24 protein-coding genes are annotated in these 23,272 nt (G+C 64.0%); 14 read left to right on the forward strand and 10 right to left on the reverse strand.

Translation table 11 applies throughout. The features are described from left to right. Nucleotides 1–47: 47 nt before the first annotated feature. Together gatC and EUU22_RS06415 are read right to left on the reverse strand one after the other, a co-directional pair. Nucleotides 48–335, reverse strand: coding sequence for an Asp-tRNA(Asn)/Glu-tRNA(Gln) amidotransferase subunit GatC (gene gatC, locus EUU22_RS06410; RefSeq protein WP_129331197.1), 288 nt, complete (start codon nt 333–335; stop codon nt 48–50). A 70-nt stretch (nt 336–405) separates the two neighbouring features. Beyond that, nucleotides 406–1,110, reverse strand: coding sequence for a metal-dependent hydrolase (locus EUU22_RS06415; protein ID WP_129331489.1), 705 nt, complete (start codon nt 1,108–1,110; stop codon nt 406–408). A 220-nt stretch (nt 1,111–1,330) separates the two neighbouring features. On the opposite strand from EUU22_RS06415, the gene EUU22_RS06420 reads away from it, so the two are divergent. Beyond that, a complete protein-coding gene (locus EUU22_RS06420) occupies nt 1,331–1,627 on the forward strand; it encodes an alkylphosphonate utilization protein (RefSeq protein ID WP_129331198.1) in 297 nt (98 codons plus the stop codon). Nucleotides 1,628–1,635: 8 nt separating this feature from the next. Further along, nucleotides 1,636–2,133 (forward strand): Holliday junction resolvase RuvX, encoded by a 498-nt coding sequence (gene ruvX, locus EUU22_RS06425; protein WP_129331199.1) that lies wholly within the window; start codon nt 1,636–1,638, stop codon nt 2,131–2,133. Here ruvX and EUU22_RS06430 read toward each other — a convergent pair. The 3 genes from EUU22_RS06430 to EUU22_RS06435 all read right to left on the reverse strand — a co-directional run bounded on the left by EUU22_RS06430 (nt 2,067) and on the right by EUU22_RS06435 (nt 4,465). After that, the gene (locus EUU22_RS06430; protein WP_129331200.1) at nt 2,067–2,402 is read right to left on the reverse strand and encodes a DUF6105 family protein; all 336 of its coding nucleotides are present in this window, start codon (nt 2,400–2,402) and stop codon (nt 2,067–2,069) included. The two genes, ruvX and EUU22_RS06430, sit on opposite strands and share 67 nt — an antisense overlap. Beyond that, entirely contained in the window at nt 2,399–2,569 is a 171-nt protein-coding gene (locus EUU22_RS25205) for a hypothetical protein (protein ID WP_165351099.1), read from the reverse strand. Before EUU22_RS25205 ends, EUU22_RS06430 begins: the two co-directional genes overlap by 4 nt. 243 nt (nt 2,570–2,812) lie before the next feature. Beyond that, complete coding sequence (locus EUU22_RS06435) at nt 2,813–4,465, reverse strand: acyl-CoA dehydrogenase family protein (RefSeq protein WP_129331201.1); 1,653 nt, start codon at nt 4,463–4,465, stop codon at nt 2,813–2,815. Between the two features lie 124 nt (nt 4,466–4,589). Here EUU22_RS06435 and EUU22_RS06440 point away from each other — a divergent pair, with 124 nt between their 5' ends. From EUU22_RS06440 to dprA, 4 genes are read left to right on the forward strand one after another with little or no spacing between them, the layout of a single operon-like run. After that, on the forward strand, nt 4,590–5,546 hold the full coding sequence (locus EUU22_RS06440; RefSeq protein WP_129331202.1) for an aspartate carbamoyltransferase catalytic subunit: 957 nt from the start codon (nt 4,590–4,592) through the stop codon (nt 5,544–5,546). Beyond that, nucleotides 5,543–6,841 carry a dihydroorotase gene (locus EUU22_RS06445; protein ID WP_129331203.1) on the forward strand — a complete coding sequence of 433 codons (1,299 nt, stop codon included), beginning with the start codon at nt 5,543–5,545 and terminating at the stop codon, nt 6,839–6,841. The genes EUU22_RS06440 and EUU22_RS06445 overlap by 4 nt, the downstream gene beginning before the upstream one ends. 21 nt (nt 6,842–6,862) lie before the next feature. Then, on the forward strand, nt 6,863–7,480 hold the full coding sequence (gene plsY, locus EUU22_RS06450) for a glycerol-3-phosphate 1-O-acyltransferase PlsY (protein WP_129331204.1): 618 nt from the start codon (nt 6,863–6,865) through the stop codon (nt 7,478–7,480). Nucleotides 7,481–7,484: 4 nt separating this feature from the next. Further along, complete coding sequence (gene dprA / locus EUU22_RS06455; protein ID WP_129331205.1) at nt 7,485–8,639, forward strand: DNA-processing protein DprA; 1,155 nt, start codon at nt 7,485–7,487, stop codon at nt 8,637–8,639. Here dprA and EUU22_RS06460 read toward each other — a convergent pair. Beyond that, nucleotides 8,613–8,825: a hypothetical protein gene (locus EUU22_RS06460; RefSeq protein WP_129331490.1), complete on the reverse strand. Its 213-nt coding sequence runs from the start codon at nt 8,823–8,825 to the stop codon at nt 8,613–8,615. The two genes, dprA and EUU22_RS06460, sit on opposite strands and share 27 nt — an antisense overlap. Nucleotides 8,826–9,080: 255 nt before the next feature. Between EUU22_RS06460 and topA the strand changes: the two genes are divergently transcribed. The 6 genes from topA (at nt 9,081) to rpmG (ending at nt 16,718) form a co-directional block, all read left to right on the forward strand. Then, nucleotides 9,081–11,738, forward strand: coding sequence for a type I DNA topoisomerase (topA, locus tag EUU22_RS06465; RefSeq protein ID WP_129331206.1), 2,658 nt, complete (start codon nt 9,081–9,083; stop codon nt 11,736–11,738). A gap of 93 nt (nt 11,739–11,831) precedes the next feature. Beyond that, nucleotides 11,832–14,093: a ribonuclease R gene (rnr, locus tag EUU22_RS06470; protein WP_245484931.1), complete on the forward strand. Its 2,262-nt coding sequence runs from the start codon at nt 11,832–11,834 to the stop codon at nt 14,091–14,093. 30 nt (nt 14,094–14,123) lie between these two features. Continuing rightward, the gene (locus EUU22_RS06475) at nt 14,124–14,576 is read left to right on the forward strand and encodes a DUF983 domain-containing protein (protein ID WP_129331208.1); all 453 of its coding nucleotides are present in this window, start codon (nt 14,124–14,126) and stop codon (nt 14,574–14,576) included. Then, the gene (locus EUU22_RS06480; RefSeq protein ID WP_129331209.1) at nt 14,573–15,262 is read left to right on the forward strand and encodes an NUDIX hydrolase; all 690 of its coding nucleotides are present in this window, start codon (nt 14,573–14,575) and stop codon (nt 15,260–15,262) included. Before EUU22_RS06475 ends, EUU22_RS06480 begins: the two co-directional genes overlap by 4 nt. A gap of 11 nt (nt 15,263–15,273) precedes the next feature. Further along, nucleotides 15,274–16,458 (forward strand): MFS transporter, encoded by a 1,185-nt coding sequence (locus EUU22_RS06485; protein ID WP_129331210.1) that lies wholly within the window; start codon nt 15,274–15,276, stop codon nt 16,456–16,458. Between the two features lie 92 nt (nt 16,459–16,550). Further along, a complete protein-coding gene (rpmG, locus tag EUU22_RS06490) occupies nt 16,551–16,718 on the forward strand; it encodes a 50S ribosomal protein L33 (protein WP_112687186.1) in 168 nt (55 codons plus the stop codon). A gap of 556 nt (nt 16,719–17,274) precedes the next feature. Here rpmG and EUU22_RS06495 read toward each other — a convergent pair. Further along, on the reverse strand, nt 17,275–18,648 hold the full coding sequence (locus EUU22_RS06495; protein ID WP_129331211.1) for a PleD family two-component system response regulator: 1,374 nt from the start codon (nt 18,646–18,648) through the stop codon (nt 17,275–17,277). An 18-nt stretch (nt 18,649–18,666) separates the two neighbouring features. Then, complete coding sequence (locus EUU22_RS06500) at nt 18,667–19,038, reverse strand: response regulator (protein WP_112687182.1); 372 nt, start codon at nt 19,036–19,038, stop codon at nt 18,667–18,669. Between the two features lie 124 nt (nt 19,039–19,162). Here EUU22_RS06500 and EUU22_RS06505 point away from each other — a divergent pair, with 124 nt between their 5' ends. Beyond that, complete coding sequence (locus EUU22_RS06505) at nt 19,163–19,456, forward strand: DUF3572 domain-containing protein (RefSeq protein WP_129331212.1); 294 nt, start codon at nt 19,163–19,165, stop codon at nt 19,454–19,456. 21 nt (nt 19,457–19,477) lie between these two features. On the opposite strand, the gene EUU22_RS06510 is transcribed toward EUU22_RS06505, so the two are convergent. Beyond that, on the reverse strand, nt 19,478–20,059 hold the full coding sequence (locus EUU22_RS06510) for a GNAT family N-acetyltransferase (protein WP_129331213.1): 582 nt from the start codon (nt 20,057–20,059) through the stop codon (nt 19,478–19,480). A gap of 72 nt (nt 20,060–20,131) precedes the next feature. On the opposite strand from EUU22_RS06510, the gene EUU22_RS06515 reads away from it, so the two are divergent. Further along, nucleotides 20,132–21,415 carry a DNA polymerase IV gene (locus tag EUU22_RS06515; protein WP_129331214.1) on the forward strand — a complete coding sequence of 428 codons (1,284 nt, stop codon included), beginning with the start codon at nt 20,132–20,134 and terminating at the stop codon, nt 21,413–21,415. Here the strand turns inward: EUU22_RS06515 and EUU22_RS06520 are convergent, their stop codons facing one another. Then, a complete protein-coding gene (locus tag EUU22_RS06520; protein ID WP_129331215.1) occupies nt 21,416–23,140 on the reverse strand; it encodes a GNAT family N-acetyltransferase in 1,725 nt (574 codons plus the stop codon). Nucleotides 23,141–23,272 lie beyond the last annotated feature (132 nt).

The following is a 23,272-nucleotide window of genomic DNA, read 5'->3' on the forward strand; positions in this document are numbered from 1 at the left end:
CTGGATACGGCCCGGAGACGGCCGTCACGCGCGGAAATAGGCGACGGTTATTCGACAACCTTCGGCACGAGGAAGAAATTGCGATCGGTCTCCGGCGCATTGGCGACGATATCGTCCGCCTTGCTGCCGTCGGTGACCTCGTCCTTGCGCTTCTTCATCGCCATCGGCGTGACCGAAGTCATCGGCTCGACGCCGGTGACGTCGACCTCGGAAAGCTGCTCGACGAAGCCGAGAATGCCGTTCAGTTCACCCATCATCCGCTCCGCGTCCTCTTCATCGAGGGCAATGCGGGCAAGATGCGCAACACGCTTCACGGTGGCGAGATCAACGGACATGGGTATTCTCCAGACAGACTGTTTCCCCCGCTATAATGGCCGCAAGACGCATGCGCAACGGGGGAAATCGTCAGAGGTCGAGGCTCTCGCCGGGCTTCGGCGTGGCGACCCTGGTCTTCGTTCCCTCCATGCCGGCAACGAACTTCTCCGGCGTCTGGTCGATGATCGGGAAGGAACCGTAATGGCAGGGCAGAGCGACTTCGAAATTGAAGAAGCGCTGGCAGGCGAGCGCAGCGACGGCACCGCCCATGGTGAAGCGGTCACCGATCGGCACGATGCCGATGTCGGGGCGATGCAACTCGTTGATCAGCGCCATGTCGGAGAAGATGTCGGTGTCGCCCATGTGGAGCAGCGAGGCGCCGTCGTCGAAATGCAGCATCAGGCCGTTCGGATTGCCGAGCGAGTGGGAGACGCCGTCTTCGGTGATGGAGGCGGAGGAATGCAGCGCGTTGGTGAAGGTAACGGTGAAGCTCTCCATGTCGATGGTGCCGCCGGTGTTGCCGGGCGAGTAGTTTTCGAGCCCCTTATGGGCGAGCCACATGCAGAGGTCGAAATTGGCGACGACCGTTGCACCGCTCTCCTTCGCGATCGCAAGCGTATCGCCGACATGGTCTCCGTGACCATGGGTCAGCAGGATGTGGGTGACGCCGGCGGCGGCCTCCTTCACGTCAACACCGGAAAAGCCCGGATTGCCGGTGAAGAAGGGATCGACGAGGATGCGGGCCTTGCCGGTTTCGATGCGGAAGGCGGAGTGTCCGAGCCAGGTGATTTTCATTGTCATCTCTTCCTTTCGAATCTTCTGCCGTGTGGCCACCGATCTCATTAGAGTATTTTGGCCGACAGCGGCAGCAGGGCAAGTCCGCCGACGCCTTCCGCGCTCGTATTGCGCTGCCCTGCCCGGTAGGATATGCGACATCATCCCCCGATGGACGGACTTTGCGGCCCAAGTGGCGCCATCTATCGGGTTTTCGCGTGACGGCCGCAAGGAGGCAAGAATGTCCGACGATGATTATGTATACGACGAAGTAACCGGCGAATGGCGGCCGGCCTCCGAAATGGCTGCGCAGGCCGCAGCCGCGGCCGAGGTTCGCGACAGTGCGGGCAACGTTCTCGCCGACGGTGATTCCGTCACCCTCATCAAGGACCTCAAGGTCAAGGGCACCAGCACGACCCTGAAGCAGGGGACCGTCATCAAGTCGATCCGCCTCACGGAGAATCCGGAGGAGGTCGACTGCCGCCACGACGCGATCAAGGGCCTCGTGCTGCGCACCGAATTCTTGCGCAAGCGGTAAGGAACGGCATGGCCACGCTGACGATCGAGGAACTTGCAGGCTTCCTGAAGCCCGGCCAGGCGATTGCCGGCCTCGATCTCGGCACCAAGACGATCGGGGTCGCGATGTCGGACCTCGGTCGCCGCTTCTCCACCCCCCGTCCGGTCATCAAGCGCGTCAAGTTCACCAGGGACGCCGAGGTGTTGCTCGATTTCGCGGCAAGGGAAAGGGTGGCCGCCTTCGTCATCGGCCTGCCGATGAACATGGACGGCTCGTCCGGGCCACGCGTTCAGGCGACGCGAGCCTTCGTCCGCACGATGGCGGAAAAGACGGATATTCCCTTCGTGCTCTGGGACGAGCGGCTTTCGACGGTCGCGGCGGAACGCGCGCTTCTCGAAATGGACGTCTCACGCAACAAGCGCGCCGAGCGCATCGACTCGGCGGCCGCGGCCTTCATCCTTCAGGGCGCCCTCGACAGGCTTTCGACGCTTTCGAGGACAGGCACCTCGGACACAGACACGCCCTGACGCGCCCGCCACCAGGCGGCGATCGCGCGGCGCTTGCGCAAGGCGATGATCGCGAAGACGAACAGGCTGTCGAATACGATGGCGCGTGCGACCAGCGGCGGAATGGTTTCCGGCGGGATGCCGAGAATGTCGCCGTAGATCTGGAAGACCAGGTCATGCGCCTGACGGGTCAGCATGAAGTAGCCGAAACTGATGTCGTTGTAGGAAAGGCCGTACCAGCCTCCGAGCAGCACGATCGGCGTCGCCCAGAAAATCAGGAACGTCTTCATGCCGCCCTCCCCTTCCATTCTTGCGTCGGCGTCCAGTTGCGGACGAGCCATGTTGCCAGCGCCATCGCGCTGAGCACGACGGCAGGCACGGCGATGTCGAGCGCCAGACCGGCGAAGAACATCATCACCATCAGCATTCTCGCAATTCGTGCGGCGCTGTTAACCATCTTGCCATCGGCTCCGGCATTGTCCGGTCCGAAACTCGCGCGTTAACCGCCTCCGCGCAACGTAAACCATTTGTTAAGGTTAATGCGCCCTGGGGATAACCGGCATACCCGCCCGCTCCTGCTCCCGCCTGCCCGACGGCAGTGACAGACAATGTTGTATTTAGCTATCCAACTAAATATAGACCTTACCAGACCGCGCGCCGCCGCTTATCCACCCTCGATGTCGGCGCCGGCAGACCGGCCCTACCCTGCCGCCGGATAGAGGAGATCGAGGACATAGCGAGCGTCGAAGCGGGCGTCGATGGCGCCGTAGGTGTGGCGCCAGCCGCCGGCGAGGCGCGTCTCGAGGAAGGCATCGGCGATCTTGCCGGCACCGAGGCGATAGAGTTCCGCCGCGGCGGCTGCGAGCGCCAACTGCTCGACGAGGAGCCTTGACGCGGCTTCGTCGCGTTCGGCGAGTGCGGTCGCGGCCCTCAGGACCTCGACAGTCTTCCTGCCGGAGACACCGAGGTCGCGTTCGAGTCCGGCAAAGATCGTCTCGAAGAGATCCTTGCCGCGGTTCAGCACCCTGAGCACGTCGAGCGCCATGACGTTGCCCGATCCTTCCCAGATCGCATTGACCGGCGCTTCCCGGTAGTGGCGGGCGATCGCTCGCTCCTCGATGTAGCCGCTGCCGCCGATGCATTCCATCGCCTCGTAGATCAGCGCCGGCGCCATTTTGCAGACCCAGTATTTCACGACCGGCGTCATCACCCGCGCATAGGCGGCATCGGCGGGGTTGTCGCGGGCCTGATCGAAGGACTGCGCGAGCCGGAAGACGAGCGCCGTCGCGCCTGCGACGTCGAGCGCCATGTCGGCGAGGACACGGGTCATGATCGGCTGGTCGATCAGCATCTTGCCGAAGACGCTGCGGCCACGAACATGGTGGACGGCTTCCGCCATCGACGCGCGCATGATGCCTGCAGACGCAACGGCGCAGTCGAGCCGGGTCAGCGTCACCATGTCGAGGATAGTGCGGATGCCGTCGCCGGGGTGGCCGAGGATATAGCCGAACGTGCCGTCGAACTCGACCTCCGAGGAGGCGTTCGAACGGTTGCCGAGCTTGTCCTTCAGGCGCTGGAACCGCAGCCCGTTGGCCGAGCCGTCTTCGAGCAGGCGCGGTACGAGGAAGCAGCCGATCCCCTCCGGCGTCTGGGCGAGCATCACGAAGGCATCGCTCATCGGCGCGGACATGAACCACTTGTGGCCGGAAAGGCGATAGATGCCCTCGCCCGCCCGCTCGGCGCGGGAGATGTTGGCGCGGACGTCGGTGCCGCCCTGCTTCTCCGTCATGCCCATGCCGAGCGTGATGCCCGTCTTCTGCATCGGCGGCTTGTTGGAGGAGTCGTACTTGCGCGAGAGGATTTTCGGCACCCACTCCTTCTGCACCTGCGGCGAAGCCATCAGGGCGGCGACGGACGCGCTTGTCATCGTCAGTGGGCAGAGGTGCCCGCATTCGAGCTGGGCGGTCAGGAAGAAGCGGACCGCGCGGGCCCTGTGCTCGTTCCCGCGGGTGTCGGGATGGTTTTCCCAGGCGGACGAATGCAGCCCGTTCGCCATCGAGCGGCGCATCAGAGCATGCCAGGCCGGATGGAACTCGACGACGTCCAGCCGTTCACCGCGCACGCCGTGGGTCCGCAATTGCGGCACATTCTGGTTCGCCATACGCGCCAGTTCCTGCGCCTCCGGCGAGGTCACGTAGCGGCCGAGCGCGTCATATTCTTCCCGAAGCGAACGATGAAGCCCCGAGCTCAGATCGACGATCAGCGGATCGGACCGGTAGGCGTTGACGCCGGACCAGGGTTTCGGCTGGTTCAGTTCGGCGAGTTTGTCTTCTGTCCGGCTCATTTCGCTCATTTTTGGCTTTTGAAGGATGTGATTCGTTTAACATGGGGAACAAAGTCCAATCCACATAGCACATGCTTGCCCCCCCGGCTGGCAATCTTTATAGACCGCGTGACTATCTCAGGAGGACAGTCCCATGGTCTTCTTTCCCCACCGCCACCTCCTCGGCATCAAGGGCCTCACCGAACAGGACATCACCTTCCTGCTCGACAAGGCCGACGAGGCCGTCAAGATCAGCCGACAGAGGGAAAAAAAGACCTCGACGCTGCGTGGCCTCACCCAGATCAATCTCTTCTTCGAAGCCTCGACGCGGACGCAGTCCTCGTTCGAGCTCGCCGGCAAGCGGCTCGGGGCGGACGTCATGAACATGTCCGTCAGCACGTCCTCGGTCAAAAAGGGCGAGACGCTGATCGACACGGCGATGACGCTCAACGCCATGCGGCCGGACGTGCTGGTCATCCGTCACTCTTCCGCCGGTGCTGCCGCTCTCCTCTCGCAGAAGGTCGCGTGCTCGGTGGTCAACGCCGGCGACGGCCAGCATGAGCATCCGACGCAGGCGCTCCTCGACGCGCTGACGATCCGCCGCGCCAAGGGCAAGCTCTCGCGCATCATCGTCGCGATCTGCGGCGACGTGCTGCATTCGCGCGTCGCCCGCTCCAACATCCTGCTGCTGAACGCCATGGGCGCCCGCGTCCGGGTCGTGGCGCCGGCGACGCTTCTGCCGGCCGGGATCGCGCAGATGGGGGTCGAAGTCTTCCACGACATGAAGGAAGGCCTGAAAGACGCAGACGTCGTGATGATGCTGCGTCTGCAGCGCGAGCGCATGTCGGGCGCCTTCGTGCCGTCGATCCGAGAATATTTCCACTTCTACGGCCTCGACGCCGAAAAGCTGAAGGTCGCGAAGGAAGATGCGCTCGTCATGCATCCCGGACCGATGAACCGCGGCGTCGAAATCGCCTCGGAAGTCGCCGACGGCCCCCAGAGCGTCATCGAGCAGCAGGTGGAAATGGGTGTCGCGGTGCGCATGGCCGTGATGGAGGCCCTGCTCGTCTCCGGCAACCAGGGTCCGAGAACGGAAGGAATGGGCGCATGAGCACGACCACGCCCCTCGTCTTGAAGAATGTCCGGATCGTCGATCCGTCGCGTAGCATCGACGAGGTCGGCACGATCGTCGTCGGGGCCGATGGCCGCATCGCCGCAGCCGGCGCCGATGCGCTGAACCAGGGTGCACCCGACGGCGCGGAGGTGCGCGACTGCCGCGGGCTCACCGCAGTTCCGGGTCTTGTGGACGCACGCGTCTTCACCGGCGAGCCGGGTGCGGAACACCGCGAGACCATAGCCTCGGCGAGCCGGGCTGCGGCAGCCGGCGGCGTCACTTCCTTCATCGTCATGCCGGACACCGACCCGGTAATCGACGACATTGCGCTCGTCGAATTCGTGCGGAAGACCGCCCGCGACACCGCCCTCGTCAACGTCTACCCGGCGGCGGCCCTGACGAAGGGCCTCGACGGGGTCGAGATGACCGAGATGGGGCTCCTGCAGGAAGCGGGCGCCGTCGCCTTCACCAACGGCCGCCACGGGCTTCACGACACGCAGGTCCTGCGGCGCGCGATGACCTATGCGCGGGAGTTTTCCGCCGTCGTCGCGCTTGAGGCGAAGGACAAGTATCTCGGCGCCAACGGCGTGATGAACGAAGGGCTGTTCGCCAGCTGGCTCGGGCTTTCCGGCGTTCCGAAGGAGGCCGAGATCATCCCGCTCGAACGCGACCTCAGGATCGCGACGCTCACCCGCGCGAAATATCATGCGGCAAAAATCTCGGTCCCCGAGTCGGCCGAGGCGATCCGGGTTGCCCGCGAGCGCGGGGCGAACGTCACCTGCGCCGTCTCGATCAACCACCTGTCGCTCAACGAGAACGACATCGGCGAGTACCGCACCTTCTTCAAGCTGTCGCCGCCGCTGCGCTCAGAAGACGACCGCATGGCCATGGTCGAAGCGATCGCCGACGGCACCGTCGATATCATTGTTTCCTCGCACGATCCGCAGGACGTCGACACCAAGCGCCTGCCCTTTTCCGACGCCGCCGACGGTGCGATCGGGCTCGAGACGATGCTTTCCGCCGCCCTTCGCCTGCATCACAGCGGCCAGGTATCGCTGATGCGGCTGATCGACGCCATGTCGACACGGCCGGCCCGCATCTTCGGTCTCGACGCCGGCACGCTGAAGCCGGGCGCTCCGGCCGACATCACGCTCATCGACCTCGACGAGCCCTGGCTCGTCTCCAAGGAGGCGATTGTTTCGCGTTCCAAGAACACGCCGTTCGAGGATGCGCGCTTTTCCGGACGGGCGGTGTCGACCTATGTCCGCGGACGGCGCGTGCATTCGCTATAGAATAAGTAACGGGGGGACACAGTGGCGAACGTCAATTTTCTGCAAATCGGCCTGCCGGCGCTGATCGCGGTGCTGAGTCTGGGCTATCTCCTGGGCTCGATCCCCTTCGGCCTCATCCTCACGCGGATGGCCGGCCACGGCGACCTCCGCCAGATCGGGTCGGGCAATATCGGCGCCACCAACGTGCTCAGGACCGGCAACAAGAAGCTCGCGGCGGCGACCCTGCTGCTCGACGCGCTGAAGGCGACGGCCGCCGCCGTGGCCGCCCAGGCGGTGTTCGGCGCCAATGCCGGGCTCCTCGCCGGCTTTGCCGCCTTCATCGGACACCTGTTTCCGGTCTGGCTCGGCTTCAAGGGCGGCAAGGGTGTCGCAACCTATATCGGCACGCTGCTCGGGGTCACGCCGCTGATGGTCGCCGTCTTCGCGGTCGTCTGGCTGTCGATCGCCTTCATCACTCGCTACTCCTCGTTGTCCGCGCTGATCGCGACCCTTGTCATTCCGGTTGTATTGTGGATTACTGGCGCCGAGGAAGCCGCCATCGTCACCGCGATCATGACCGCCGTTTCGTGGTGGCGGCACAAGGCCAATATCGAGCGCCTGATCGCGGGAACGGAAAGCCGGATCGGACAAAAGGGATAGGCGCATGCCCGAGCGCAGCGCAAGACGGAACGGGATTGCGCTGACGGAAAGACAACGGATCGCCTGGCTGCGGCTGATCCGCAGCGACAATGTGGGTCCGGCAACCTTTCGCGACCTCATCAACCATTTTGGAAATGCCGAAGCGGCGCTCGCCGCCCTGCCGGAGCTGTCGCGCCGCGGCGGCTCGACCAGATCCGTCCGCATCGCCAGCGAGGCCGACGCGGTTCGGGAGCTGGAAACGGCCCGGCGCCTCGGCGCAACCTTCATCGGCATCGGCGAGCCGGACTATCCGCCGGCCCTGCGCCAGATCGACGGCGCACCGCCACTACTCGCGGCAAGAGGCGACCTTTCGGCGACACGGCTTGCCCAAGTCGGGATCGTCGGCTCCCGCAATGCCTCGATCGCCGGCGTCAAATTCGCGAGCCTCATCGCGCGTGAACTAGGCAGGGCGGGCTACGGCGTGATTTCCGGGCTGGCGCGCGGCATCGATACCGCCGCCCATCGCGCAAGCCTCGACACAGGAACGATCGCAGCGATGGCCGGCGGGCTCGACCGCCCCTACCCTCCGGAGAACACCGGACTTCTCGAGGATATCTGCAGCGGCCGCGGGCTCGCCATCAGCGAGATGCCGTTCGGCTGGGAGGCGCGGGCGCGCGACTTCCCGCGCCGCAACCGCCTGATTGCCGGCGCTGCCCTCGGCGTCGTCGTCATCGAGGCGGCGAGCCGCTCCGGCTCGCTGATCACCGCACGGCTTGCCGGCGAGTTCGGGCGGCTCGTCTTCGCGGTGCCGGGCTCCCCCCTCGACCCGCGATGTCACGGCACCAACGGGCTTCTCAAGGACGGGGCGATCGTGACAACCGGGCCCGAGGACATCCTGCAGGCGCTGGCGCCGATCGCCGGCGTGGAGAACCTCGCGCCGCGGCAAGCCGAAGAGCCAGAGGGAGATGGAGAGGAGAAGGCGTTGCAGCCGCCGCCGACCGAGAACGAACGGACGCGCATCATCGACGCCCTGGGGCCCACACCCGTGGAGATCGACGACATCATCCGCCACACAGGCCTGTCCGCTTCGGCGGTCTATCTTGTGCTGCTCGAACTCGACATCGCCGGGCGACTTCACCGCCACGCCGGCGGCCTAGTCTCTCTGGCCATGGCGGACTGAAAGGCCCCGCCGCCCCGCCTGGATATCGCCCGCCTCCAGATAAGCCATCTCGATGAGGTAGCAGAGCATGTCCGCGCCTTCCCGCTGCGCCACGTTGCGCAGCTCGCCAAGTATCTGGCGGATGTAGGCGACGTTTTCGCGTACCCGCAAGCCGTCCCCGTTGCCGTCAAGAAAATTCGGAACCATCGTCTTGCCCCCAGATCCAAAATGCCCGGTCACACCGGACGGCTGCACATCAACGGAGTCGAGGATAGACAATTTATCTAGAATTGCAACTTTAACGATTACTTCCTGTGGTTGCATTGCGTTGAACTTGAGAAAATGACGGCTCCCCCTTGACCGGAAGCGAATCCCTGTCCATGTCGGGAGGCCTGTAACGCAACGTACCGCTCTCAGCCGTGCTGAAGATCAAAGGTCCGCTGGCTTGTACCGAGAAAAAGCATGAATGTCGTAGTCGTTGAATCTCCAGCCAAAGCCAAGACGATCAACAAGTATCTCGGATCGGGATACAAGGTCCTAGCCTCGTTCGGTCACGTTCGCGACCTGCCGGCCAAGGACGGTTCCGTGCGGCCGGACGACGACTTCGAGATGGTCTGGGAGGTCGATGGCGCCTCTGCGAAGCGGATGAAGGACATCGCCGACGCAGTCAAGGACTCCGACGGCCTCTTTCTCGCGACCGACCCGGATCGCGAAGGTGAAGCGATCTCCTGGCATGTTCTCGACCTCTTGAAGAAGAAGAAGGTGCTGAACGGCAAGCCGGTCAAGCGCGTCGTCTTCAATGCGATCACCAAGAAGGCCGTTCTTGACGCAATGGCGCAGCCGCGCGACATCGACGAGGCGCTCGTCGACGCCTATCTTGCCCGCCGGGCGCTGGACTATCTTGTCGGCTTCAACCTTTCGCCGGTCCTCTGGCGCAAGCTTCCGGGCGCACGTTCGGCCGGCCGCGTGCAGTCGGTGGCGCTTCGCCTCGTCTGCGACCGCGAAACGGAAATCGAACGTTTCGTCGCCGAGGAATACTGGCAGATCTCCGCGCTCCTGAAGACGCCGCGCGGCGACGAGTTCGAGGCTCGCCTCGTCTCCGCCGACGGCAAGCGCATCCAGAAGAACTCGATCAAGAACGGCGAGGCCGCCCACCGGATCAAGGACCTGCTGGAAGGCGCCCGCTACGTCGTCGAAAGCGTCGAGGCGAAGCCCGTCAAGCGCAATCCGGGCCCGCCCTTCACCACATCGACCCTGCAGCAGGCGGCATCGTCGCAGCTCGGCTTCTCCGCCTCGCGCACCATGCAGATCGCCCAGAGGCTCTACGAGGGCATTGACATCGGCGGCGAGACGGTCGGTCTCATTACTTATATGCGTACCGACGGCGTGCAGATGGCGCCGGAAGCGATCGATGCGGCGCGGCATGCGATCGGCGACCAGTTCGGCCCCCGCTACCTGCCCGAAAAGGCCCGCTTCTACTCGACCAAGGCGAAGAACGCCCAGGAGGCCCACGAAGCGATCCGTCCGACCGACTTCAACCGAATCCCGGCCAAGGTCCGCAGCCACCTCGATTCCGACCAGTTGCGGCTTTATGAACTGATCTGGAAGCGCGGCATCGCCAGCCAGATGGCCTCGGCCGAGATCGAGCGCACGACAGCGGAAATCCTCGCCGATCGCGACGGCGAGAAAGCGGGCCTGCGCGCCGTCGGCTCCGTCGTCCGCTTCGATGGCTTCCTCGCCGCCTATACCGATCAGCGCGACGAGAGCGAGAACGGCGAGGACGACGACGAAAGCGGCCGCCTGCCGGAAATCAATGCCCGCGAAATGCTGGAAAAGCGCAAGGTGAATGCCAGCCAGCACTTCACCGAGCCGCCGCCGCGTTATTCGGAAGCCTCGCTGATCAAGAAGATGGAAGAGCTCGGCATCGGCCGCCCGTCGACCTATGCCGCGACGCTCGCAACGCTCCGCGACCGCGACTATGTGACGATCGACAAGCGCAAGCTCATCCCGCAGGCGAAGGGCCGGCTGGTGACGGCCTTCCTCGAAAGCTTCTTCACCAAGTATGTCGAATACGACTTCACCGCCGACCTCGAAGAGAAGCTCGACCAGATCTCCGCCGGCGAGCTGAATTGGAAGGACGTGCTGCGGGACTTCTGGCGCGATTTCTTCTCCCAGATCGAAGACACCAAGGAACTGCGCGTCACCAACGTGCTCGATGCGTTGAACGAAGCGCTTGCACCGCTCGTCTTCCCGAAGCGGGACGACGGCTCGGACCCGCGCATTTGCCAGGTCTGCGGCACCGGGCAGCTGTCGCTGAAGCTCGGCAAATATGGCGCTTTCGTCGGCTGCTCCAACTATCCGGAGTGCAACTATACCCGCCAGCTCTCCTCGGAGGGTGGCGCCGATGCAGAGGCCTCGGGTGTCCCCGAGACGAAGAACCTCGGCAAGGATCCCGTGACCGGCGAGGAGATCACGCTTCGCAGCGGCCGCTTCGGACCTTATGTCCAACGCGGCGAAGGCAAGGAGGCCAAGCGTTCCTCCCTGCCCAAGGGCTGGACGCCGGCGACCGTCGACTATGAAAAGGCCCAGGCGCTGCTGTCGCTCCCGCGCGATGTCGGCAAGCATCCCGAGAGCGGCAAGATGATTTCGGCTGGCCTCGGCCGCTACGGGCCGTTCGTGCTGCATGACGGTACCTACGCCAATCTCGACAGCATCGAGGACGTGTTCTCGATCGGCCTCAACCGCGCGGTCACAGTTTTGGCGGAAAAGCAGAGCAAGGGACCCGGAGCCCGCGGGCGAACCACCCAAGCGGCACTGAAGGAGCTCGGCGAGCATCCGGACGGCGGCGCAATCACCGTTCGCGACGGACGCTATGGTCCTTACGTCAACTGGGGTAAGGTGAATGCCACCTTGTCGAAGGGCAAGGATCCGCTGTCCGTCACCGTCGAGGAGGCGCTGGTACTGATCGCCGAAAAGGCCGGCAAGTCCGGCGGCAAGGCGGGCACGAAAGCGAAGAAGACCTCCGCCAAGGCGACAAAGGCCGACGGCACCAAGGCTGCCAAGACGAAGACGGCAGCGAAACCGAAGGCCAAGACGGCCTCGAAAGCGAAGAAGAGCTGACGATTGAAGAAGCCATCGCGCGACACGAGCCGCCCCGCAGACACCCGCAAAGGCAAGCCCCGGCGGGGAGAGACTGATCCGGCAGGTGATGACCTGCCGATCATCCACGGCGCCGTTCCCTCGCGCGAAGTACTGCTGCGCTTCATTGCGGAAAACCCGGACCGTGCCTCCAAGCGCGAGATCGCCAAGGCCTTTGGCCTCAAGGGCGAGGCGCGCGTCGAACTCAAGGATGTGCTGCGCGCGCTGGAGGACGATGGGCTGGTGCAGAAGAGCCGCAAGACGCTGACGCGCCCCGGCGCCCTGCCCTCGGTCGCAGTTCTCGACATCACCACACGCGACAAGGACGGCGAGCTCATTGCACGGCCCGCCGAATGGGCGGACGAACTCGGTGTCGCGCCCGCCGTCGCCATCCGTCAGTCGAGCTCCGATCGCGCCAAGGGCAAGGCGCCCGTCGGCGGGCTCGGAGACCGCGTACTCGCCAAGGTCTTTCCCGCGAAGGATCGCGCAGGCCCCGCCTACACCGCCCGCGTCATCAAGATTCTCGACAAGCGTCGCAACGCCATGCTCGGCGTCTTCCGCGAAACGCCGGGCGGCGGCGGGCGGCTGATGCCGATCGACCGGCGCGACGAGGAAATGCTGATCGACAGTGCCGACCGGGCCGAGGCAAAGGACGGCGATCTCGTCGAGGCGGAAATCGCGCGCAGCAGCCGGTTCGGCCTGCCGCGCGGCAAGGTGCTTTCGGTGATCGGCTCCGTCGCGTCGGAAAAGGCGATTTCGATGATCGCCATCCACGCGCACGGCATTCCGCACATCTTCCCGCCTTCCGTTCTCGCCGAGGTGGAAACGGTGAAGCTCGCCGGCATGTCGCATCGGGAGGACTGGCGCGACCTGCCTCTGATCACCATCGATCCTGCGGACGCCAAGGACCACGACGACGCCGTCTATGCAGAACCAGACACCTCGCCGGATAATCCGGGCGGCGTGATCGTTACCGTCGCGATCGCCGACGTCTCCTGGTACGTGCGGCCGAAATCGCAGCTCGATCGCGAGGCAGTGAAGCGCGGCAATTCGGTCTACTTCCCCGACCGCGTGGTGCCGATGCTGCCCGAGCGGATCTCAAACGATCTCTGCTCGCTTCGTGAAGGCGTCGACCGCCCGGCGCTCGCCGTGCGCATGGTCTTCTCGAAGGAAGGCCGAAAGGCCGGCCATACCTTCCACCGGATCATGATGAGAAGCGCGGCCAAGCTCTCTTATGCGCAGGCGCAGGCCGCCATCGACGGGGCGCCGGACGACAAGACCGGCCCCCTGCTCGAGACGATCCTGAAGCCGCTCTGGCACGCCTACGACGTTCTGAAGCGCGGGCGCGACCGCCGCCAGCCGCTCGAACTCGACATGCCGGAGCGCAAGATCCTGCTGAAGCCCGACGGCACCGTCGATCGCGTCTTCATTCCCGAACGGCTTGATGCGCACAAGCTCATCGAGGAAATGATGATCCAGGCGAACGTCGCCGCCGCCGAGACGCTCGAAAAGAAGCGCCAGCCGCTCGTCTATCGCGTCCACGACGCGCCGGCGCTTTCCAAGCAGGAGGCGCTTCGCGAGTTCCTCGCGACCATCGGCATCAACATGGCTAAGGGCGGGCAGCTGCGTTCCAACAGCTTCAACGGCATTCTGGCGAGCGCGCTCGACACGCCGCACCAGACCATGGTCAATGAAATGGTGCTGCGCTCGCAAAGCCAGGCGATCTACAGCCCGGAAAACATCGGCCATTTCGGTCTCAACCTCTTGAAATACGCCCACTTCACCTCGCCGATCCGGCGCTATGCCGACCTCATCGTGCATCGTGCGTTGATCGGTTCGCTCGGTCTCGGCGAAGGCGGCATCACCCCGGACGAGGAGGCCGCGCTCGACGATATCGCCGCAGAGATCTCCACCTTCGAACGGCGGGCTATGGCGGCGGAACGCGATACCGTGAACCGGCTGATCGCCCATCATCTCGCCGGCCGCATCGGTGAGGAGTTCGACGGCCGCGTCTCGGGTGTCACCAAGGCGGGCCTATTTGTCGCATTGCCGCAGTTCGGCGCCGATGGTTTCGTGCCGGTGTCAACGCTGGGGCGGGATTACTATATCTACGACGAGGCACACCAGGCGCTCTCCGGCGAGAAGACCGGCCTCGGCTACCGGCTCGGAGACGCGGTTCTGGTGAAGCTCGTCGAGGCGGTGCCGCTCGCCGGCGCGCTGCGATTCGAAATGCTGAGCGAGGGCCGCGAAATGCCGACGGCGACCCGCTCGTTCCACAAGACCACCCGTCGCGGCAAGAAGCAGCCGGGCACGCGGGCACGGCGCGGGCGACGCTGACGGCGCGCCCGACACGAAAGGAAGTTCGACATGCAAGACAACCCGGCCGATACGGCGCTTCGCCTCGGCGGACAGGAAGCGAACCGCCCTGTCGGACAATCGATCATGCGCGGCATGCTGAACACCTGTCCCGCCTGCGGGGGCGGCAAGCTCTTCCGGGCCTTCCTGAAGCCGGTCGACCGCTGCGCCGCCTGCCAGGAGGAGATGTTCCACCATCGCGCCGACGACCTGCCGCCCTATCTGGCGATCCTGGTCCTCGGCCACGTGCTGCTCGGCGGCTTCATGATGACGGACCTCATCTTCCCCGCCTCGGACTGGGTGCACCTCGCCATCTGGGCACCTCTCGGCGTCATCACCACCCTGCTCGCCATCCAGCCGATCAAGGGCGGCGTCATCGGCCTGCAATGGGCATTGCGCATGCACGGCTTCGGTGGCGAGAGTGACGATCCGGCCGAATACGATCCGCTGCCGAAGGATCAATGAGCCGTTCCGCATTTCCTGACCCGACTACAGCCGTTTCACCGACCCCGCGCCTGACGCCCAAGGACGCGGCGACGCTGATCGTGGTCGACCGCACGGACGGACGCCTGCGCGTGCTCTTTGGCAAGCGCGGCGAGCGCCACGTCTTCATGCCGAATCTCTACGTCTTTCCGGGTGGCCGGCGGGACCGTGGCGACCACACCCTGCCCTACATCCGCGATCTTCATCCGCAGGTCCTTGAAAGGCTCGCCGCCGGCAGCAGCGATCCCGCGGCGCTGCGGCGTGGCCGTGCTCTGGCACTTGCGGCTGTGCGAGAACTTCGCGAAGAGACCGGCCTGTTCATCGGACGACAGTCGGAAGGCGCCACCGCCGCCGATCTCGCAAACCTGCGCTACGTCGCCCGCGCCATCACGCCGCCCGGCAATGTCCGCCGTTTCGACACCCGCTTCTTTCTCACCTTCACCGACGAGGCCGCCATCGATCCGGGCGATGTCCGCGACTCGGCCGAGTTGCATGATCTCACATGGCTTGACATCGAGGCGTCATCGGGTCTGAACATGCCGCTGATCACGAGGACCATTCTCGAAGACGTCGTCGGCCGGCTGAAAGCCGATCCGTCATTGCCATTCGGAAGCCCGGGTCCCTTCTACTATAGCCGTCGCGGACGAACGTTCCGCGGCGACATCTGAGGAACTGCCCCATGTCCAAGCCGAAGAACGGCGCAAACGGTCACCGCGAAGACATCCACTGGCCCTCGCTGGTCGCCGCCATCTCGGCCATCACGGCGGTCGGCATCGCGATCGGCCTCGGACTGCCGCTCCTCAGCATCATCCTGGAGAAGCGGGGCATTTCCTCGACGCTGATCGGCCTCAACTCCGCCATGGCCGGCATCGCCGCCATGGTCGCGGCGCCGGTGACGACCAAGCTCGCCCACGATGTCGGCGTCGCCCGCACCATGCTCTGGGCGGTGGTACTCTCCGCCGCGAGCGCGCTCGGGTTCTACTATGCAGAGGCCTATTGGATGTGGTTTCCGTTGCGCCTCGTCTTCCACGGGGCAACGACCACGCTTTTCATCCTGTCCGAATTCTGGATCAATGCGGCGGCCCCGCCCTCCCGCCGCGGCCTCGTCCTCGGCATCTATGCGACGGTGCTTTCAGTGGGCTTTGCCTGCGGCCCCCTGCTCTTCTCCGTCCTCGGCAGTGACGGCGTGCTGCCCTTCGTCGTCGGGGCGCTGGCGATCCTCGTCGCCGCCGTGCCGATCTTCATCGCCCGGCGGGAAAGCCCGGTCCTCGACAGCAAGCCGGAACAGCACTTCTTCCGCTATATTTTCCTGGTGCCGACGGCGACCGTCGCGGTCTTCGTCTTCGGCGCCGTGGAAGCGGGTGGCCTGTCGCTCTTCCCGATCTACGCGACGCGCACCGGCTTTACCGAGGCGCAGGCAGCTTTGCTGCTGACGGTGATGGGAATCGGCAACATGGTGTTCCAGATCCCGCTCGGAATGCTCTCCGACAAGCTGAAGGACCGTCGGCTGTTGCTCTCGATCATGGCGGTCATCGGCCTCTGCGGATCGCTGGCGCTGCCTTGGCTGTCACAGAGCTGGGCGCTCATGGCGCTCGTACTGCTCTTCTGGGGTGGCTGCGTCTCCGGTCTCTACACCGTCGGCTTGAGCCACCTCGGCTCGCGACTCACCGGAGCGGACCTCGCCGCCGCCAATGCCGCCTTCGTTTTCTGTTACGCCGTCGGCACGGTCGCGGGACCACAGGGGATCGGAGCGGCGATCGATATCGCTGGAAACCATGGTTTCGCCTGGGCGATTGCGGGCTTCTTCGGGCTCTACGTCCTCGTTTCGGTGGTCAGGCTGCTTTTTAAACCGAAACAGGCTTGACTTTTCGGGCGTGATTTGTAGTTTCGCGCCAGAATTTGCCGTGGGCTGCTCTGGTCGTCCACGGCTTGATTGTTATTAAAGGCAGGACGACCATGGCGAAAGCGACCACGATCAAGATCAAGCTGCTGTCGACAGCCGACACCGGTTTCTTCTACGTTACCAAGAAGAACAGCCGCACGATGACCGACAAGATGACGAAGACGAAGTACGATCCGATCGTCAAGAAGCATGTCGAATTCAAGGAAGCCAAGATCAAGTAAGGCTTGATCTCTTCCCTTCTTCGAAGGCGCGCGGCCCCGGCCCCGCGCCTTTTTCGTTTTCTGCGATCTCGCCATCCGCTTTCCGCCAACAAAAAAGCACCGCTCCGGAACCGGATGGCGGTGCTTCTTCGTTGAATGGGGGTCGGTCGGCATGCCTGCGGTACGAGGAACCGCGTTTGAAGCATGCCAACCGACCGACCCCACGACCCAGGAGATGCGGCGGACCTGAGCATCATGGGGTATATCCGGCCTTCCAGGAGGCCTTGTTTTCGGTGATGTCAAACTTGCGCAACTGGAGAGAAAAAGCAACATTTTCTTAACCGTTTCATTCTTTGTCCGGAACTATGGTTAAGATGCGAAAATTCACGAGGGCAAATAATAGCACTATACAAACTGTTGGACAGAACAACAAAACGCGAATACTTCCGCCCACTTGTTCCGCTCGTGAACAGAAGACGACGGCTGGAGGGCGGCCATATTTTGCAGCTGACGCGCGCGCAGCAATGCCGACCGCTGGCGAGGCGGTCGTGCTTTTCCTGCTGTTCTATCGGTAAAATCAGGCCGCCGCGGCGACGACCCGGTTACGACCGGCGCTTTTTGCTTGGTAGAGTGCGCGGTCGGCCTGCTTCAGCAGTTGCTCGGGCGTCTCGATATTCGGCGTCAGCGTCGCGATGCCCATCGAGGCGGTGACGTCGAGAGACGAAGCGCTGGCCTTCAGAGCGAACGGGCGATGTTCGATCATGCCGCGCAGGCGCTCGGCGATGACCGCAGCCGCCTCCGCCGTCGTATCGGGCATCACCACCACGAATTCCTCGCCACCGTAGCGGCAGGCGAGATCGGCCCCGCGCACCGTCGAGCGGATACGGGTGGCGAACTCGCGGATGACGTCGTCCCCGGCGTCATGGCCGTGGGTGTCGTTGACCTGCTTGAAGCGGTCGATGTCAGTGATGCAGATCGAGAGCGGACGGCCCCTCGCCTGCGCACGATTGAAGAGCACCTTGAGATGATTGTCGAGGTAGCGGCGATTGTGGAGGCCGGTGAGCCCGTCGGTGACGGCAAGCTCGATGCTCTCCTTGACGCTGAGGCGAAGGCGGTCGTTGTAGCGCTTGCGGCGGATCTGCGTCAGCGTGCGTGCGACCAGTTCATTCGGATCGATCGGGCGCGCAAGATAGTCGTTCACACCGAGATCGAGCGCACGGATGATCATCTGCTCGTCGCCGTTGTCCGTCACGAGCAGGACCGGAATAAAACGCGTGCGTTCGAGAGAACGCAGTTGCGAGCAGAGGCGCAACGGATCGTAATCATCGAAATTCGCATTGACGATCACCAGGTCGAAGGCATTCTCAGCCGCCTCGAACAGGGCCGCCTGCGGATCGGAGCTTGCGGTCACCGCCGCCACCGGCTTCAGCGCCTTGATGATGCGTTCCTGGCTGTTGGCACGCCCGTCGACGAGCAGGACCTGGGCGATCTCATCGATCCGACCGTCCCCCATCCGCAGCATATCCTCCACACCCATGCTGCGAGCCGCCTCGGTGCGGATACGCAGTTCGTCCGTCAGCGTCTTGAGGCGCACCAGGCTCTTCACGCGCGAAATGAGCTGCAGGTCGTTGACCGGCTTCGTCAGGAAGTCGTCGGCACCCGCTTTCAGGCCGCGGACACGATCGGACGGCTGGTCGAGCGCCGTCACCATGACGACGGGAATATGCGACGTCCTCGGATTGGCCTTCAGGCGCTCGCAGACCTCGAACCCGTCGATGCCCGGCATCATGACGTCGAGCAGGATGACGTCGACATGCGTCTTGTCGCAGATTTCGAGGGCGGCAAAGCCGTTGTCGGCCGTCAGCACGTCGAAGTACTCGGCGAGAAGCCGCGCCTCGAGCAGCTTCACGTTGGCTGGAATATCGTCGACGACAAGAATTCTGGCGGTCATGACAATTTGTCCGGTGTTTCAGGCATCACCGAGATAGACTTTGATCGTCTCGATAAATTTTGGCACAGAAATGGGTTTTGATACATAGGCTTCACAGCCGCCCTGGCGAATGCGTTCCTCGTCGCCCTTCATGGCGAAAGCAGTAACGGCGATGACGGGTATGACGTGCAATTCCGGGTCGTCCTTGAGCCACTTGGTGACTTCGAGGCCGGAGACCTCCGGCAACTGAATATCCATCAGGATGAGATCGGGCCGGTAGCGGCGCGCGAGATCGAGCGCTTCCATGCCATTGCGGGTCTGGATGGTCTCGTACCCACAAGCCTCGATGAGATCGCGGAAGAGCTTCATGTTGAGCTCGTTGTCTTCGACGATCATGACCTTCTTCGGCATACGATGCGATCCTTCAGCCCCGGCGTTCCAGGCCGCCGCGGCAAGTTGCGGTTGGCTGTTGCACCTTCCCCTCGATGGAATATTAAGTTCATTTGGTTGAGAAAAAGGTAACTCGGAACACGACATGAAACCTCTAGAATTGCCGCCCGGTCCGGAAGAAACCGCCATTGCCGTGCTCACATGGCTTGCAGGTGAACCGGAAATGCTCGGCCGCTTCCTGGCTTTGAGCGGCACCCGGGCCGATCAACTCCGTCAGGCGATCAACGATCCCGGCTTTCTCGCCGGCATGCTCGACTTCCTCATGGGCCACGAGCCCACGCTCATCGCGTTCTGTGACGCCTCAGGCATCGCGCCGGAAACCGTCGTGAAGGCGTGGCGGCACTATTCCGGCCCCGGGCTTGATTCGGGCGAATACTGAGGCGGCACCCGGTCTCGCGACTCACAGCACCAGCCGCATCAACGGCCTTCCCTCTTTTCTCGACGCCACCTCGGAAAATCCGGCCGCTTCGAAAATTCGTCTCGATCCGACATAAAGACCAACGGACTTCGATTGTTTCGTCCGCTCGATCGGGCAGGCGTCTATGACGCGCGCCGCAGCAGAACGGGCATGCACTACGGCGGCGTCGAGCATCCGATGGCTCAGGCCCTTGCCGCGCTCTTTCGACACGATGAAGAAGCAGCTCACCGCCCATACGCTCGGGTCTTCCGCGTCCGCCTCATCGAGCGGGCGCGAGACGGTGCGCGGAGAATTCCAGTTCGGCACATCGGCGCGCGGCCCCACCTGCACCCAGCCGACGGGCCGGTCACCGAGGTAGCCGATGATGCCCGGAGGCGGCCCCTCGCCCACGCGCCGGTGCATGAAGTCCTTCTTCTCGCTGCCGACAAAGCTCTTCCGCTCGGCAGGCGGCAGACGAAAATGGGTACACCAGCAGTCGTAGCAGGCACCGCGCGGCCCCATAACAGCCTCGAAGTCGCCCCAGCGGTCGGCGGTGAGAGGTTGGGCATGGAATCGTTCGTTCATCGCATTTTCCTTGCCAGCCGAGTCGTGCAAGAGTAACGCTAAGTCTGCGAATGTTCAACATTTGTTCCAGCGATGACAATCGACCCGACCGCGTATCCAGGCTTCTGCCGCGACTGCCTCAGAGGCCAGCCGCATGGCAATCGTCGCTGCAGCGGCTGCGGCAGCCCCCGGCTCGTCTACCATCCGGAACTCTACAAGCTCACGCTCGCCCACATCGATTGCGACGCCTTCTATGCCTCGATCGAAAAGAGGGACAATCCGGAACTCGCCGACAAGCCGGTGATCGTCGGCGGCGGCAAGCGTGGCGTGGTTTCGACCGCCTGCTACATCGCCCGTATCCACGGCGTCCGTTCCGCGATGCCGATGTTCAAGGCACTGGAAGCCTGTCCCGACGCCGTCGTCATCAAGCCGGACATGGAGAAATACGTACGCGTCGGACGCCAGGTCCGGGCGATGATGGAGGAACTGACGCCGCTCGTGCAGCCACTCTCGATCGACGAGGCGTTCCTCGAGCTTTCCGGCACCGAGCGGCTGCACCATGATCCGCCGGCACGCGTGCTCGCCCGCTTTGCCCGCCGCGTCGAGCAGGAAGTCGGCATCACCGTCTCCGTCGGCCTCTCCTATTGCAAATTTCTGGCGAAGGTCGCCTCCGATCTGCAGAAACCTCGCGGCTTTTCGGTGATCGGCCAGACGGAGGCGCTGGAGTTCCTCGCTCCGCGCCCGGTGACGACGATCTGGGGCGTCGGAAAGGCGTTTGCGGCAACCCTCGAAAGCGACGGCATCCGCACCGTCGGGCAGTTGCAGACCATGGAGGAGGCCGATCTCATGCGCCGCTACGGCTCGATCGGCCAGCGGCTCTACCGCCTTGCCCGCGGTATCGACGATCGCGACGTCCATCCGAACGAGGCGGCGAAGAGCGTTTCTGCCGAAACGACCTTCTTCGAGGACATCAGCCGCCACGAGGATCTCGTCATCCACCTGCGGGCGCTGTCGGAAAAGGTCGCGTGGCGGTTGAAGAAGCACAGGATATCGGGACAGACCGTCGTCCTGAAACTCAAGACGGCGGACTTCAAGGGCCGCACGCGCAACCGGCGTCTGGAAGATCCGACACAGCTTGCCGACCGCATCTTCCGCACCGGGCTGACGCTCTTGGAAAAGGAGACCGACGGCACGCGCTTCCGGCTGATCGGAATCGGCGTCACCGATCTCAAGGAAGCTTCGGTCGCCGACCCGCCGGACCTCGTTGACCAGCAGGCGGGCCGACGCGCCGCCGCCGAGGCGGCGATGGACAAGTTGCGCGACAAGTTCGGCAAGTCGACGGTCGAGACCGGCTACACGTTCGGGCGGCGGAAATAGCTAGGACTGTACCGGCACCGCGTGCCGTTCGCCGCAGGCGCGTTCGAGATTGTCCGCGGCGCTCACAAATCCCGGATCGATCGCCAGAGCCCGCCGATAACTGTCGATCGCCTCTTCCCGCCGCCCCATCCGGTAAAGCAGCGTACCGCGGTTGTTGAATGCCGGCGCGTGGTTTCCATCGAGCGCGACTGCCCGCTCATAGCTTTCGAGCGCCTCGCCGAACCGGCCCTGCCGGACCAGGATGTTGCCGCGACAGAAATGTGCCGGAGCCGAGCCCGGCAGGACGGCGATCGCCTCATCGATATGACGGATCGCCCCGTCGAAGTCTCCCTTCCTGAGGCGGAGGAGGGCAAGCGCCTGCAGCGCGCCGGCGTGCCGGGGGGAGAGGTCCACGACCTCCAGCAGAGCGCGTTCCGCGTCTGCGAGACTGTCCGCCCGGAGCAAGGCCGTCGCGGCGGCAAAGCGACGTTCGGAAAGCACATGCCGCGCCTTGTCGATCTCGGCCGCAAGCGCCGAGGCTCGCGGGTCCGTCGGCGCGGCTGCAATAACCTGCGCGCAACAGGTCGCCGCCAGCGCCAGCTTTCCCTCCCGGGCGAGCGCCGCCGTCCGGGCAAGCGCCTCGTCCACCGTCCGCGGATCGAGCCGCCCGCCGATATTCTGCCCGTCGCGGGTCGAGACCCTGTATTTCTCGACGATCCGGTGCTCGGAACCGAACGAGTCCTTGTAGCTGTAGTCGCCTGTTCCGAGATCGTAGATGCGATAGCCGTTCTCTATCCCCCAGCGGATGCTGTGGCAGTGCAGGATGAGGCCCGGGCTGACGGAACGGTCGAAGGAGAGATCGCGACCGCTCAGGAAACCGACCATCGTCCGGCGGGAGGGATCGAGGAGGATGACGAAGGCGGCAACCGGGCTGCCGCGATGGCGCAGGATCGGCATATGCAGCATGCCCGCCTCGAAGCAGGCCGGCAGCATGTGGCGCGCGCTCTCCAGGATGAACTCGCCATAGGTCGGCCGCAGATCCCACCATTGCCGGCGCCAGAGCTCACAGAAGGTGTCAATGCTTTCGGCCAGCGTGTCGGCGGTCGGCAGTGTTACCTTAAGTTCCTGCTCGGGGTCATCGAGGAGGCGCAGCGCCTTGCGCGCATGGCGGCGGGTGCGGGCGCCGAGCTTCTCTGAAAGGAAGTCTTCGTAGTCATCGGCAAGGGGCACATAGACGTAAACGTCGTGGTCGATGCTGTCACCGCCGGCGGTCACATGTGCGGCCCGCTTCACCTTGCCGTGGGTGAACTCCGCTTGCGGAAAGGCGTCCAGCAGGCGCTTCAGCCGCAGCTCGGACATCAGCACGTCATCGAGAACGAAATGCCGCCAGCCAACCTCATCCTGCAGAAAGGCGGCAAAGGCATCGAGTGCCGCCTCGGCTTCCTCCGGAACGGCGATCATACCGCAATAGCCGGCAAACGGCGCCCCGCCGAGAAGCACCAGGTTGAAAAGGCCCGTGTCATCCGCCGAGATCCTCAACTGGATCGGCAGGAACGCGACATAGCCGTGGTTCGGGGGCGTGCGCCGGGCGGCGAGCACCAGCCAGGGCGAACGACGCTCGAGCCAGCGCCGCATCCACGCCCAGGAGAGGAAGCAATGGGCCTCGCCATCGGCGGCATGGACGCGCTCCCAGTCGTCCTTCCAGGCATCGAGTTCATCGAACGTGGACGCAACATCGACCTGCATAAATCCCCCTCCAAAATTAGTATTGCATGAAATACAAACTCACACAAACTCGTGATCGCAGGCCAGGAAAGAGAAAAGCTTCCTTAAACTTCGGCCGGTATTTTAGCGACCGGCATAAATACTCGCCCGGTC

It is taken from the genome of Ciceribacter ferrooxidans (assembly GCF_004137355.1).
In the GTDB taxonomy this organism is placed as follows: domain Bacteria; phylum Pseudomonadota; class Alphaproteobacteria; order Rhizobiales; family Rhizobiaceae; genus Allorhizobium; species Allorhizobium ferrooxidans.

Coding starts and splice junctions, on each gene's coding strand:
- EUU22_RS06500 (WP_112687182.1), bottom strand. CDS start 19,038: ATGCCGAAGAAGGTCATGATCGTCGAAGACAACGAGCTCAACATGAAG.
- EUU22_RS06495 (WP_129331211.1), bottom strand. CDS start 18,648: ATGACCGCCAGAATTCTTGTCGTCGACGATATTCCAGCCAACGTGAAG.
- topA (WP_129331206.1), top strand. CDS start 9,081: ATGAATGTCGTAGTCGTTGAATCTCCAGCCAAAGCCAAGACGATCAAC.
- EUU22_RS06510 (WP_129331213.1), bottom strand. CDS start 20,059: ATGAACGAACGATTCCATGCCCAACCTCTCACCGCCGACCGCTGGGGC.
- EUU22_RS06480 (WP_129331209.1), top strand. CDS start 14,573: ATGAGCCGTTCCGCATTTCCTGACCCGACTACAGCCGTTTCACCGACC.
- EUU22_RS25205 (WP_165351099.1), bottom strand. CDS start 2,569: ATGGTTAACAGCGCCGCACGAATTGCGAGAATGCTGATGGTGATGATG.
- EUU22_RS06435 (WP_129331201.1), bottom strand. CDS start 4,465: ATGAGCGAAATGAGCCGGACAGAAGACAAACTCGCCGAACTGAACCAG.
- EUU22_RS06505 (WP_129331212.1), top strand. CDS start 19,163: ATGAAACCTCTAGAATTGCCGCCCGGTCCGGAAGAAACCGCCATTGCC.
- EUU22_RS06460 (WP_129331490.1), bottom strand. CDS start 8,825: ATGGTTCCGAATTTTCTTGACGGCAACGGGGACGGCTTGCGGGTACGC.
- EUU22_RS06420 (WP_129331198.1), top strand. CDS start 1,331: ATGTCCGACGATGATTATGTATACGACGAAGTAACCGGCGAATGGCGG.
- EUU22_RS06475 (WP_129331208.1), top strand. CDS start 14,124: ATGCAAGACAACCCGGCCGATACGGCGCTTCGCCTCGGCGGACAGGAA.
- gatC (WP_129331197.1), bottom strand. CDS start 335: ATGTCCGTTGATCTCGCCACCGTGAAGCGTGTTGCGCATCTTGCCCGC.
- dprA (WP_129331205.1), top strand. CDS start 7,485: ATGCCCGAGCGCAGCGCAAGACGGAACGGGATTGCGCTGACGGAAAGA.
- rpmG (WP_112687186.1), top strand. CDS start 16,551: ATGGCGAAAGCGACCACGATCAAGATCAAGCTGCTGTCGACAGCCGAC.
- EUU22_RS06440 (WP_129331202.1), top strand. CDS start 4,590: ATGGTCTTCTTTCCCCACCGCCACCTCCTCGGCATCAAGGGCCTCACC.
- EUU22_RS06445 (WP_129331203.1), top strand. CDS start 5,543: ATGAGCACGACCACGCCCCTCGTCTTGAAGAATGTCCGGATCGTCGAT.
- EUU22_RS06485 (WP_129331210.1), top strand. CDS start 15,274: ATGTCCAAGCCGAAGAACGGCGCAAACGGTCACCGCGAAGACATCCAC.
- EUU22_RS06520 (WP_129331215.1), bottom strand. CDS start 23,140: ATGCAGGTCGATGTTGCGTCCACGTTCGATGAACTCGATGCCTGGAAG.
- EUU22_RS06430 (WP_129331200.1), bottom strand. CDS start 2,402: ATGAAGACGTTCCTGATTTTCTGGGCGACGCCGATCGTGCTGCTCGGA.
- ruvX (WP_129331199.1), top strand. CDS start 1,636: ATGGCCACGCTGACGATCGAGGAACTTGCAGGCTTCCTGAAGCCCGGC.
- EUU22_RS06515 (WP_129331214.1), top strand. CDS start 20,132: ATGACAATCGACCCGACCGCGTATCCAGGCTTCTGCCGCGACTGCCTC.
- EUU22_RS06415 (WP_129331489.1), bottom strand. CDS start 1,110: ATGAAAATCACCTGGCTCGGACACTCCGCCTTCCGCATCGAAACCGGC.